This is a genomic window from Martinezella rhizogenes (assembly GCF_007002745.1).
Taxonomy (GTDB): Bacteria; Pseudomonadota; Alphaproteobacteria; order Rhizobiales; family Rhizobiaceae; genus Agrobacterium; species Agrobacterium cucumeris.
Genome location: NZ_SGNY01000002.1, coordinates 358,044 through 370,394, shown reverse-complemented (window position 1 = coordinate 370,394; position 12,351 = coordinate 358,044). Strand labels below are relative to the sequence as shown.

9 protein-coding genes are annotated in these 12,351 nt (G+C 59.4%); 3 read left to right on the top strand and 6 right to left on the bottom strand.

The window, feature by feature from the left end:
* Positions 1–7 precede the first annotated feature (7 nt).
* From EXN68_RS07460 to EXN68_RS07440, 5 genes are all read right to left on the bottom strand, one after another.
* On the bottom strand, positions 8–433 hold the full coding sequence (locus tag EXN68_RS07460; protein ID WP_142840250.1) for a DMT family transporter: 426 nt from the start codon (positions 431–433) through the stop codon (positions 8–10).
* A complete protein-coding gene (locus EXN68_RS07455; protein ID WP_142840249.1) occupies positions 430–912 on the bottom strand; it encodes a DMT family transporter in 483 nt (160 codons plus the stop codon). Before EXN68_RS07455 ends, EXN68_RS07460 begins: the two co-directional genes overlap by 4 nt.
* A 286-nt stretch (positions 913–1,198) precedes the next feature.
* Positions 1,199–2,011: a glycosyltransferase family 25 protein gene (locus EXN68_RS07450; protein WP_142840248.1), complete on the bottom strand. Its 813-nt coding sequence runs from the start codon at positions 2,009–2,011 to the stop codon at positions 1,199–1,201.
* Between the two features lie 105 nt (positions 2,012–2,116).
* A complete protein-coding gene (locus tag EXN68_RS07445) occupies positions 2,117–4,591 on the bottom strand; it encodes an ATP-dependent helicase (RefSeq protein ID WP_142840247.1) in 2,475 nt (824 codons plus the stop codon).
* A 102-nt stretch (positions 4,592–4,693) separates the two neighbouring features.
* Entirely contained in the window at positions 4,694–5,104 is a 411-nt protein-coding gene (locus tag EXN68_RS07440; RefSeq protein ID WP_142840246.1) for a carboxymuconolactone decarboxylase family protein, read from the bottom strand.
* Positions 5,105–5,330: 226 nt separating this feature from the next.
* Here EXN68_RS07440 and EXN68_RS07435 point away from each other — a divergent pair, with 226 nt between their 5' ends.
* Positions 5,331–6,497 (top strand): efflux RND transporter periplasmic adaptor subunit, encoded by a 1,167-nt coding sequence (locus EXN68_RS07435; protein WP_142840245.1) that lies wholly within the window; start codon positions 5,331–5,333, stop codon positions 6,495–6,497.
* Complete coding sequence (locus EXN68_RS07430) at positions 6,494–9,643, top strand: efflux RND transporter permease subunit (RefSeq protein ID WP_142840244.1); 3,150 nt, start codon at positions 6,494–6,496, stop codon at positions 9,641–9,643. Before EXN68_RS07435 ends, EXN68_RS07430 begins: the two co-directional genes overlap by 4 nt.
* Positions 9,644–9,740: 97 nt before the next feature.
* On the opposite strand, the gene EXN68_RS07425 is transcribed toward EXN68_RS07430, so the two are convergent.
* Positions 9,741–10,643: a hypothetical protein gene (locus EXN68_RS07425; RefSeq protein ID WP_142840243.1), complete on the bottom strand. Its 903-nt coding sequence runs from the start codon at positions 10,641–10,643 to the stop codon at positions 9,741–9,743.
* A 294-nt stretch (positions 10,644–10,937) separates the two neighbouring features.
* Here EXN68_RS07425 and EXN68_RS07420 point away from each other — a divergent pair, with 294 nt between their 5' ends.
* On the top strand, positions 10,938–12,350 hold the full coding sequence (locus EXN68_RS07420; protein ID WP_142840242.1) for an FAD-binding oxidoreductase: 1,413 nt from the start codon (positions 10,938–10,940) through the stop codon (positions 12,348–12,350).
* The last annotated feature ends 1 nt before the right edge of the window (position 12,351 follow it).

Below are 12,351 nucleotides of genomic sequence, written 5' to 3'. Positions count from 1 at the left end.
AATTTCATCAACGGCTGCGCCGTTGCGTCAGCACCATGCCGGCGATGATGAGAAGAATGCCAAGCGCGCTTGCCCAGATTTTCGGCGGATGATCGCCGAAGAGATCGAGCACAACGCCTGACACCATCTGGCCGCTGATGACCAGAAGGGCGGTATTGACCGCGCCGATGCGCGGAATGAGCCAGCTTCCCGAGGCGATGAAGACGACGCCGATCGGGCCGCCGATAAAGGCAAGCCAGGGCGCATCGGCCGCGCCGGGCGGAATGAGGCCGCCGACGATGAGGCCGATGACGGTCAGCACGGCAAAGCCAACGATATGGTTCCAGAATGAAGCGATAAGTGGTGAGTTCGACAGGCTCAAGCGGCCGTTGATCTGACGGCTCAGCGCCACGAAGACGCCGCCGGCAAAAGCCATGGCTATCCAGACGATCATGCCGTTCTCCCGACAAGAATGATGAGCGCGCTGCCGCAAAGGATCAGTGCCACCGCTGCCATGTCCCGCATATCCGGCCGCCGTTTCGGCAGGCCGAAAAGGCCGAAAAGATCGGCCAGCAGGCTGAAAATCACCTGTCCGCCGAGGCCGAGCGCGATGGTGCCGGAAAGCGCCAGCGGCGAATTGACGGCGGTGGAGGTGAGGATGACGATGGCCGCACCCACAACCCCGCCGCAATAGGCCCAGAGCGGTGCCTTCGGTTTTGCCGGTGCCGTGGGGTCGTTCTTCGGGCGCATGATGGCGAGATAGATCAGCGCCGCCACCGTACCTGTGCCATGCGCCGTCCACGAGGAAAACAGCGCGCTGCCGTAATGGGCAAGCTGGCCGTTGAAATGCACCATCAACGTCAAAAGACAACCGCTAGCGAAGGCGGCGGCAAGATGCAGCGGGTTGAGGCGGGGATGCGTCATATCTGTCATGGCGGGTCTGTTGTGGCGTGCCGGGAAAGCTGAAGAAGTATCCGAGCTTTAGCCGATATGTGCCTGAAGCGGAATCGAATTGCGCCGTTTCGCGGCTTCACGTGGCATTATCCTGTGCGCTACGGAACCAGTGACCCTGCCGCGCATTATTCCAGCATGAAGAAAACGACACGCAAGCCATTGAACCGGATGACGATTTTCGTCATTTCGATTTTCATTCTCGCAGCCGTGATCGCTGCGGTTTATCTCATCGGCTTTACGCCCGGCGAGGCATGATCCAGCTTGTTCAATTGCCGGCGGGAGCAGTCTTGCCCTTGCCGCCTTCAAGCGTAACGCTCAGCCTGGCGATGGCGAAGCGCAGGCCGCGCAGAAGAAAGCGGCTGGTTTCCAGGTAGGCGCGATAGGGCAGCACAGTAAAATAACGCCAGCGCGGCAGGCGATAAATGCGCAGGTTGTTCTGAATCTGGCTTTCGCCATCCGCATCCTGCGTGGCGCAGAGCGGATAGATGAAAGCCCCCTTCAGGCCTGCCAGATATTCCAGATCGAATGCGATATCATAGGCCAACCGCATGGGGATCAGTTTCGATATCCATTTTCCGGCGCGACGGTTGACGAGATAGGCGCCTGAGCCTTTTTCCCGCGTCAGGGCAATGGCCAGCGAACGGCCATTGGAAAGCGGGCGAAACGGGAATTTGCGGCCGTTGCTGACCGTCGTCAGCCGTAGCAAATCCCAGTCGCTGCCGTTCAGTACCGCCTCATCGATTGCATTCAGAAAATCATTGTCGAAGACTACGTCGTCTTCAAGGATGAGCGCGATATCGGCATCGCCATCCATGAATTTATTGGCACAGGCGACATGGCTGAGATAACAGCCGATTTCCGGCGGCGAGGTGCGCCGGCCATGCATGAGCATGTAGGAAATCTCGCTGAATTCCGGGATCGGATAATTGAGTTCGCGGCCATTGACGCCGGCGATACGCTCCGCCTGCAGCCCGATGGCGTCGAGCCTGGCGGTCATATCCTCAAGGCGCTTCGTGGCGCTATCCATGTTAATCAGGAAAACGGCAAGCTTGCGCTGGCTTTTCGGTAAAATATGCAAAGCGGTCCTCGCCCGGTTTTCGCTCTCGTGTAGCAATTTCTTTATTGCAACGATGTGACGCGGGCTATGGAAAAAGCTGTCTTGAACCTGTCTTAACCGTTCGAATCAAACCTTTTCCACAAATCCATCCAGCACGCGCTTTTGTCCTGCGCGGTCGAAATCGATGGTCAGCTTGTTGCCCTCGATGGCGGAGATGTTGCCATTCCCGAATTTGAGGTGGAAGACGCGGTCGCCGACCACGAATTTCGACGGTGTGTCGGCAACGGATTTGGCCACCAGCTCGCCATCAATCGTGCGGGTCCGCGGGCCGCTTTCGCCATAACCAATCCGCTCGACCGCATGGCCGGAGCGTGTGCCCCAGTTGTCGCGGGTGGCATCTGATTTGTTGGCCTGTGCCCGTTTCCAGCCGGGAGTGGAATAATTATTGGCGAAGGGTTCCGCCTTGTCGAAGCGCGACTGGCCATAGCCGCCGCGCCCGCCATAACCGCCATAATTGCTGTCGGATGCCGCGACATCCACATGGGCGGGCGGCAGTTCTTCCAGAAAACGTGAGGGCAGGGTGGATTGCCATAAGCCATGGATACGCCGGTTCGATACGAACCAGATATGGCAGAGTTTCTTGGCGCGGGTGATGCCGACATAAGCCAGACGGCGTTCTTCTTCGAGACCGGAGCGGCCGCCTTCGTCCAGCGCCCGCTGGTGCGGGAACAGGCCTTCTTCCCAGCCGGGCAGGAAGACGGTGTCGAATTCCAGACCCTTGGCGGAATGCAGCGTCATGATGGATACGGCATCCAGCTCGGCATTCTGCTCGGCATCCATGACGAGCGCGACGTGTTCGAGAAATCCACGCATGCTTTCGAAGGATTCCATCGACCGGATGAGTTCCTTCAGGTTTTCCAGCCGTCCGGGCGCTTCCGCCGTCTTGTCGGCCTGCCACATGGCGGTGTAGCCGCTTTCGTCGAGGATCTGTTCGGCAAGCGTGGTGTGCTCGGTGTTTTCCAGGAGGCCCTGCCAGCGGCGGAAGTCCTGCACCACGTCGAACAGCGCCTTGCGCGCTTTCGGTTTTAACTCGTCGGTTTCGATAATGTCGGCCGCTGCCGCCAGCATCGGAATATCGCGGGCGCGGGCATAGTCATGCAGGTTGCGGATCGTCGTATCACCAAGACCGCGCTTGGGTGTATTGACGATGCGCTCGAAGGCGAGATCGTCGGCCGGCTGGCAGACCAGCCGGAAATAGGCCATGGCATCGCGGATTTCGAGGCGCTCATAAAAACGCGGACCGCCGATGACGCGGTAATTGAGACCAAGCGTGACAAAACGGTCTTCGAATTCGCGCATCTGGAAGGAGGCGCGAACGAGAATGGCCATGTCGTTCAGCTTGTGGTTCTTGCGCTGGAGCTGCTCGATCTCTTCGCCGACGGCGCGGGCTTCCTCCTCGGAATCCCAGGCGGCATGCACCATGACCTTTTCGTCATCAGGACTGCTGCGTTCGGTGAACAGGGTCTTGCCGAGACGCCCTTCATTATGGGCGATCAGATGGCCGGCCGTGCCGAGAATATGTTCGGTGGAGCGGTAGTTGCGTTCCAGCTTGATGACCTTGGCGCCGGGGAAATCCTTGTCGAAACGCAGGATGTTATCCACTTCGGCCCCGCGCCAGCCATAGATCGACTGGTCGTCGTCACCAACACAACAGACGTTCTGCGGCTCGCCCTTGGCGCGCTGTGCGAGAAGCCTCAGCCACATATATTGCGCCGTGTTGGTGTCCTGATATTCGTCCACCAGAATGTAACGGAACTTCTGGTGATACTCCTTCAGAATATCGGTGTGGCGGCGGAAGATACTGATCGGGTGCATCAGAAGATCACCGAAGTCACAGGCGTTCAGCGTCTTCAGCCGGTTCTGGTAGGCGGTGTAAAGCTCGCGGCCCTTGCCATTGGCGAAGGCGCGGCTGTCGCCTTCCGGAATATCCGGCGGTGTCAGGCCCTTGTTCTTCCAGCCGTCGATCATGCCGGCGAATTGTTTGGCGGGCCAGCGCTTGTCATCAAGACCTTCGGCCTGAATGAGCTGCTTGATCAGCCGGACAACATCGTCCGTATCGAGAATGGTGAAATCCGATTTCAGGCCGACGAGTTCCGCATGGCGGCGCAGGAGCTTGACGCCGATGGAGTGGAAGGTGCCGAGCCAGGGCATGCCCTCGACAGCGCCGCCGACCAGAACGCCGATACGTTCCTTCATCTCGCGGGCAGCCTTGTTGGTAAAGGTCACTGCAAGGATCTGGCTCGGATAGGCACGGCCGGTTGCCAGAATATGGGCGATGCGGGTCGTCAGAACGCGCGTCTTGCCGGTGCCGGCGCCCGCGAGCACGAGAACGGGTCCGTCCAGCGTTTCCACGGCATCGCGCTGTTCCGGGTTGAGGCCGGACAGATAATCGGGCGCGGCACGTGTCTGGTCGCGCGCCGCCATGGCACGGGCGGCAATGCCAAGCCCGCCGCCGTTTTCCGAAGGGGCATTGTTCGTTGCCCTGCGCGGTGCGGCGGGTTCTTCATCGAAGAACGGCATATCGTCAAAACTGTTGCTCATGCGGCCCAATGTAGTGATTCGGGATATAAAGGCCAGAACCGTGTTCTGCTTTTATTCCGGTATCGTCAGTCAAAACGCCTATTCCAAGGCATTTTCTTCGTCTCAAACCCGTCTGTCGGCATCGAAAGCGGCGTCAACGGGCACTTGCAGCGCCACGGCAAGCTGGTTGGTCTTGGCTGCAAGCGCGATGATGCGCAACAGATCGGCATGTTGTTCAGTGGTCATGCCCTTGGCTTTTGCGGCGGCCGTGTGGGAATGGGCGCAATAGGAGCAGCCATTGGTGACGGAAACGGCGATATAGAGCATTTCCTTGACCACGGGATCGAGTGCCGAAGGCGTCGCCATCACCGCCTTGACCTCGGCCCAGGTCTTTTCCAGGAGATCAGGATCAAAGGCGAGGTAGAGCCACATATTATTGATGAAATCCGATTTGCGGGTGGTGCGGATATCATCGAACACGGCTTTGACGCGTGGGTCGGCTTCGGGATTTTCGGCTTTCGTCACGGTGCTCATGGCTTCCTCCGCAAATGGTTTTCGGCTTTTAGAGTAACCGATCGGCGGAGATTTGCGACAGAAACGGTTGCGCCATGCGTCCCGACGAAAATTCATCACAAATTACAATTACGTAAGGAACGGTTTTGTGCGTTGCCTTCGTCAAGGCAAGCGGGAATACTTTGCACGTTCCAACAGGGTTCGGTTTGGAACTCCATTTTACTGCGCGGATCAACCGGAGAAATACATGCGGGTCTGGAAACAGGTGGGTGTCAGTGTTACCGTGGTGGGAGCGGGGCTCTGTCTCTGGGGCTTTTATTCGCCCGACGCCCGCAATGTTCTCGCTGCCATCGGGCTTGGCAAAATGCCGGCCGATGCGATCGAGGTTGCCGCATCCGGCGCCGGAGCCTCCGGCACGCCGGCGGGCCAGAATGCCGGCGGCGCGCGTGGCAACAGCAACGCGACCCTGGTGGTCATGGCTCCCGTCAAGAAAGGTACGGTCAATGACCGGCTGAACGCCATTGGCAATGGTGAGGCGATCCAGTCGGTCGTCGTCATGCCGCAGGCCTCCGGCACCGTTTCGGAAATTCGCACCTCCTCCGGTGCTCGCGTCGTGAAGGGGCAGGTCCTCGCGCGGCTCGATGATGAGGAGCAGGTGATCGAGCGCGACAAGGCGCAGGTCACACTGCGCAGCGCGGTTGAAAAATCCAATTCCTACAAGAACCTGAAATCGGTTTCCCGGCTTGACGTGCTGGATGCGCAGATTGCCGAAGAGGCTGCCAAGCTTGCGCTGAGCACCGCCGAGCTCAATCTCAAGCGCCGCGACATCGTCGCGCCCATCGAAGGCGTGGCCGGTATCGTCGCTGCCAATATCGGCGACAACGTCACCACGCAATCGACCATCGTCAGCATCGACGATCGTTCTGAAATTCTCGTCAATTTCTGGGCTCCCGAGCGCTTCGCAACCGCGATCAAGGTCGGCATGCCGGTGGAGGCGACGTCGATTTCCCGGCCCGGCGAGGCCTTCAAGGGTGAGATCGAGGCCGTCGACAACCGTGTTGACGAGGCAAGCCGGACGATCCGCATCCGGGCGAAGTTCGGCAATGAGAAGGATGAGCTGAGGGCCGGCATGTCTTTTGGTGTCACCATGCGTTTTGCCGGGGAGACCTATGCTTCGGTCGATCCGCTGGCCGTGCAGTGGGATGCGGAAGGCTCCTATGTCTGGCGCGTTATCGACAACAAGTCGAACAAGGTGCGGGTGCAGATCGTGCAGCGCAACCCCGATGCCGTTCTGGTCAAGGCCGAGTTGGCGGAGGGCGAGCCTGTCGTGATCGAGGGTCTGCAGCGTGTGAGAGAAGGCGGCGCGGTCCGCGTCAACAATCAGCCGAAGCCTGAAGAGGTTGCCAGCCAATGACGATGCAGCCACCCTCCGGGCAGGATTCCAAGCTCGCCTTTACTGCCCTGTTCGTGCGCCGGCCCATTCTGGCGGCGGTTCTCAACACGCTGCTGGTCGTCGCCGGCCTTGCCGCACTCGTTGGCGTCGAAGTGCGTGAATTGCCCGATGTCGACCGGCCGACGATCAGCGTCAGGACCACCTATGAAGGTGCCGCGCCGGAAACCATCGACCAGGAAGTGACGCAGACCATTGAAGGTGCTGTCGCCCGTGTCAGTGGCGTCAAGTCCATCTCGTCCAATTCGCAATTCGGCACCAGCCGCGTGACGCTGGAATTCGGCGACAATGTTGATCTCGCCGTTGCCGCCAATGATGTGCGCGATGCCATCGGCCGCGTCACCAATCAGCTGCCTGATGATGCTGACGAACCGCAGATCATCAAGGCGGATTCCGACAGCCAGCCGATCATGCGCCTTGCCGTCACCTCGACCACGCTCAGCATGGAAGACCTGACCAAGCTGGTGGATGACGAGATCATCGACCGTCTGGCCGCCGTTGATGGCGTGGCGGATGTGGAGCTTTACGGCGATCAGGAAAAGGTTTTCCGCGTCGATCTCAATCAGGCGGCACTCGCCAGCCGTGGTCTGACGGTCACCGATGTCTCGAACGCGCTTGCCAGTGCTGCGCTTGACGTGCCGGCGGGGTCGCTGAAAAGCACGACGCAGGACATCGTCGTGCGCGCTACGGCGAGCCTGACGAAGCCCGAAGACTTCTCCAATCTTTTGATCAAGAACAATATTCGTCTCAGGGACGTGGCAACCGTCATGCTCGGGGCGGATGATGAATCCACCTCGCTGCGCTCCAATGGCGTGCAGGGTGTCGGTCTCGGCGTCATCCGCCAGGCGCAGTCGAACACGCTCAGTATTTCCACGGGCGTGAAGGCCGCTGTTGATACCATGTCGGCCAACCTGCCGGAAGGCACGCGTATCGTCGTGACCAGCGATGACGCCGTCTTCATCGAAGGCGCGCTGCACGAGGTTGAACTGGCACTCGGCCTTTCCGCGCTTATCGTCGTCGTGGTGCTTTACCTGTTCCTGCGCGACTGGCGCGCCACTCTCATTCCGGCAATCACCATGCCGGTGGCGCTGATCGGCACCATTGTCGCCATCTATATGGTTGGCTTTTCCATCAATATTCTGACGCTGCTTGCCATCGTTCTCGCGACCGGCCTGGTTGTCGATGACGCCATCGTCGTGCTGGAAAACATCGTGCGCCGCCGCACGGAAGGCATGGGGCCGCGGGCCGCTGCCGTTCTCGGCACGCAGGAAGTCTTCTTCGCGGTCATCGCAACGACGGCGACGCTTGCCGCCGTGTTCATTCCGCTCTCCTTCCTGCCCGGCCAGCTTGGTGGCCTGTTCCGTGAATTCGGCTTCGTGCTGGCCTTCGCGGTGGGCCTGTCCTCGATCGTTGCCTTGACGCTCTGCCCGATGCTCGCCTCGCGCATGCTGAAAGAGGGGCTGAAGGAACCGACGGGGCCGCTCGCCTGGTTCGGCAATGTCTTTGCCTCCACCTATAAGTCAACGCTTTCCGCCTGCCTCAACAATCCGCTGATCGTCATCGTCGTGGCGCTGATCTTCTCCGGCCTGTCGTGGATCGCCTTCGGCATGATCCAGAATGAGCTGACGCCGCGTGAAGACCGCGCCTCGCTCATGATGCGGGTGACTGCGCCGCAGGGCGTCAGCCTCGAATATACCCGTGACCAGTTGCAGCGGATCGAGGAAAACCTGCAGCCGCTGCGCGACAGTGGCGAAATCCGCAATATCTACTCCATCACCGGCATGAACGGTTCGTCCAATACCGGCTTCATGGTGCTGACGCTCGCCCCCTGGGCCGATCGTGAGCGTACGCAGAACCAGATCGCTGCCGACGTCACCTCCGCTGCCAACAGTGTGCCCGCGCTGCGCGGCAATGCGATGCAGCCGAACAGCCTCAGAATTCGCGGCGCCGGCAGCGGGTTGCAGATGGCGATGGTCGGCAGCAATTATCCGGCGCTGACGGCGGCGACGCAGAAGTTGCTGCTTTCCATGGAGGAAAGCGGCCTGTTCGACACGCCGCGCTTCGATAACGAGCCCAATCAGGCGCAGATCTCCGTCTCCATCGACCGCGAACGCGCGTCGGATCTCGGTATCGATATCACCGGCCTGTCGCGTGCCATGCAGTCGCTGCTAGAGGGACGCTCGATTGTTGATGTCTTCGTGGATGGCGATGCGATCCCCGTACGGCTCCTGTCTTCGACCCGGCCGATCAACGATCCGACCGATCTGGAAAACGTCTTCCTGAAAACGGGCGACGGCAAGATCGTGCCGATGTCGGTTATTGCCACGCTCAAGGAAAATGCGGTTGCGCCGCAGCTGAACCGCGAGCAGCAGCTTCCCTCCGTTGGCTTTACCGCCAACCTCAAGGATGGCGTTTCGCTTGGTGAGGCCCTTCAAAAGGTGAATGAGCTTTCGCAATCCGTGCTGCCGCCGGGTGCTCGCCTGCTGCCGCTCGGCGAAGCGGCGACGCTTGAAGAAAATTCGAGCGGCATGTTGCTGACCTTCGGTTTCGCCATCGCCATCATCTTCCTCGTGCTCGCCGCGCAGTTCGAAAGCGTTCTGAGTTCGGTCATCATCATGACCACGGTGCCGCTCGGCCTTGCCTGCGCAGTCATCGCCCTGCTGGTCACCGGGTCCAGCCTCAACGTCTATAGTCAGATCGGTCTCGTGCTGCTGGTCGGCGTCATGGCCAAGAACGGCATCCTCATCGTCGAATTCGCCAATCACCTGCGTGATCAGGGCGCCACCGTGCGCGAAGCCATCGAAAAGGCCACCAGCATCCGTCTGCGCCCCGTCATGATGACGATGATCGCCACCATTCTCGGCGGCGTGCCGCTGGTGCTGGCGCAGGGGGCGGGTGCGGAAGCTCGCATCGCGCTCGGCTGGGTCATCGTCGGCGGTCTCGGTTTTGCGACGCTGGTGACGCTTTACATCACGCCGGTCTCCTATCTGCTGATCGCCCGCTTCGCCAAGCCGCAGGCGGATGAGGAAATCCGCCTCCACCGCGAACTGGAACTTGCCGCCCGCCGCAAGGCGCTGGAGGAAGACAAGCCGCTGCTTGCTGCCGAGTAGGAAGGCGATGGGCAAACCGGTTGCGAGTTTCGCCATAACTTGAGCGGAAGCCTGTTTTCTCAGGCCACCGACAGAATTAAGCAGACCTGCCAGCTGATTAATCCCCGTTCGGGCGATAAATCTGGACACCTTTGTAAGACAGTTCAAAGGCTCCGACGCTGACTCTGCCGTTCGCGTCCGTCTCAATCAGGTTCCCTATTCTGTCATAGCTATTGAACAGGCTGGAAATCGTCCGGTCGAGTTGGTCTTTGGCGCGTTTTTTCCAGTAGTTACTGGTGTCTTCGAGCATTTTACGAGTTGCTCGCTGTTTATCTGTCAGAGTTTCCGAATCTACCTTCTGAATTTCAGTTTTGTGCGTGCTGTTGTAAAAATCGATTGCATTCTGAAGCGTTTGTATGCTTCCGGGAACGCCCATGGCTGCATAGGCCGGGTTGTCTACGCCTGCCACATAGGCGTCGAAATCGCGGCCGTGATATGCCCAACTCTCCCTCTGTTCGCGCTGCGAAGCGTTGTAGTATGCTTTACTTAGCTCAGCTTGATATGCCTCCGGTGTCAGTTCATACACACTCTCTTTGGTCATGCCTTCTGGAACGAAATTGCGAATAATATCTTGAGGCCGTACGCCTAGGATGTGGATAGCCTTATTGAACCGCAATTCCTCTCCCCATATGTCGCGTCTGCTGGAGGCCGGGGAAACATCAAGGCTGGTGGTTCGGATAATTTCTTCCTTCCAATCTGTTTCGCCCTCTGCGCCTGATTTGTCCTTTGCGTTTTCAACATCCGCGCTGCGTTTCTCTGGCATGCTTTCGATCCTGCCTGTCCTGTCGTAGGTGAGGTCGCCGGTTTCATTGTCCAGGTCGGACGCAAGCAGCACGGTAAGAGGATTGACGCCTTTCATGGCGTGTGAGGGGGAGCTTGCCTGGTCTCCGGGGGAAATGTTTTCGGTCAGCGGCCGAAAAGAATTCGATGCGGTGAAGGGCTGACTTGTAATTGTAGTCATCTTGAAACCCTGATGTTTGAACGCGGACATGCTTTTCCAGGATCCGCATTCCGGTTGTAATTCATATGCATTTATGAGTATCGATGAATAAATTCACGTATAAGGTGTATATGGGGCGGAGCTTGCTCGGGGCTGGCAATACGCCGAGCAACGAAGCCGCGGCGGTAGCAGTTCGTTCTTGCCATTCGCGCGGCTGATCGGCTGGACAAAGCGTTAACCTTATCCCATACCACCTGACGGAATTTCGTAATGGATCTGCTCCGTTACGGGCGGATGTTGCGGTGGAGACAGACGATGGCGCTGAAAGATGTGGTGGCGGGAAAGCGGAACGAAGAGGGCATTGCCTCGGTGCTCGCGGTGCTGAAGCAGCAGCTTGGTGAGAAGCTCCAGACCGGGCAGGCGTTTCGCGAACAGCACGGCCACACCACCACCTATCTGACCCTGCAGGCGCCTGACGGCGTTGTCTTTGCCGAAAACGCTGATGATGTGAAGGCCGTGGTGAAGGCTTGTGCACTGTACAAGGTGCCGGTCATTCCGTTCGGAACGGGGTCTTCGCTCGAAGGGCAGGTAAATGCGCCCAACGGTGGAATCTGCATCGATTTCAGCCGGATGAATCGCATCATTGAGGTGAATGCCGAAGATCTTGACGTGACGGTGGAGCCGGGCGTGACGCGCGAGGACCTGAATGTCTACCTGCGCGATACCGGCCTGTTTTTCCCGATCGATCCGGGCGCCAATGCCTCGATCGGCGGCATGGCCTCGACGCGGGCGTCAGGCACCAATGCCGTGCGCTACGGCACGATGAAGGACAATGTGCTGGCCGTCACCGCCATCGTCGCCAATGGTGAGGAAATCCGCACGGCACGCCGCGCCCGCAAGTCGTCTGCGGGTTACGATCTGACACGGCTTTTTGTGGGGGCGGAGGGGACGCTCGGCGTCATCACCTCGGTCACGCTGCGGCTGCAGGGCATACCGGAAAAGATCGCCGGCGGGGTCTGCACCTTCGATAGTATCAAGGCAGCCTGTGATGCCGTCATCATGACGATCCAGATGGGCGTTCCGGTTGCCCGCATCGAACTGCTTGATGAGGTGCAGGTGCGCGCCTGCAACGCCTATTCCGGCCTGAACTACGCGGAAAAGCCGACGCTGTTTGTGGAGTTTCACGGCACGGAAGAAACGGCGGCGCTGCAATCGCAGCAATTTGCCGAGATCGCGGCCGAATGCGGCAGCGTCGATTTCCGCTGGACGGGCGATGCTGCCGAGCGCAACAAGCTGTGGAAGGCACGGCATGACGCCTATTGGGCATCGCGGGCGCTTGCGCCTGACCTCGACGGGCTTTCCACGGACGTCTGCGTGCCGATTTCAAGGCTGGCAGATTGCGTGGTGGAAACGCAGCGGGACATCGAGGAAAACGGTTTTCTGGCGCCAATCGTCGGCCATGCGGGGGACGGAAACTTTCATGTCCTTATTCTGTTCGATGGCAAGGATGCCGAAAGTGTCGCGAAAACCGAAGCTTTCGTCGCCCGCCTCAACCGCCGGGCGATTGCCATGGACGGCACCTGCACCGGCGAGCACGGCATCGGCCAGGGCAAGATGAGTTTTCTGGCCGAAGAGGCTGGAAATGCGCTGGATGTGATGCGTGCCATCAAAACGTCGCTCGATCCGGATAATATTTTCAATCCGGGCAAGCTGTTCCGGCTTGTCTGAT

Coding starts and splice junctions, on each gene's coding strand:
- EXN68_RS07460 (WP_142840250.1), bottom strand. CDS start 433: ATGATCGTCTGGATAGCCATGGCTTTTGCCGGCGGCGTCTTCGTGGCG.
- EXN68_RS07455 (WP_142840249.1), bottom strand. CDS start 912: ATGACAGATATGACGCATCCCCGCCTCAACCCGCTGCATCTTGCCGCC.
- EXN68_RS07445 (WP_142840247.1), bottom strand. CDS start 4,591: ATGAGCAACAGTTTTGACGATATGCCGTTCTTCGATGAAGAACCCGCC.
- EXN68_RS07440 (WP_142840246.1), bottom strand. CDS start 5,104: ATGAGCACCGTGACGAAAGCCGAAAATCCCGAAGCCGACCCACGCGTC.
- EXN68_RS07435 (WP_142840245.1), top strand. CDS start 5,331: ATGCGGGTCTGGAAACAGGTGGGTGTCAGTGTTACCGTGGTGGGAGCG.
- EXN68_RS07430 (WP_142840244.1), top strand. CDS start 6,494: ATGACGATGCAGCCACCCTCCGGGCAGGATTCCAAGCTCGCCTTTACT.
- EXN68_RS07425 (WP_142840243.1), bottom strand. CDS start 10,643: ATGACTACAATTACAAGTCAGCCCTTCACCGCATCGAATTCTTTTCGG.
- EXN68_RS07420 (WP_142840242.1), top strand. CDS start 10,938: ATGGCGCTGAAAGATGTGGTGGCGGGAAAGCGGAACGAAGAGGGCATT.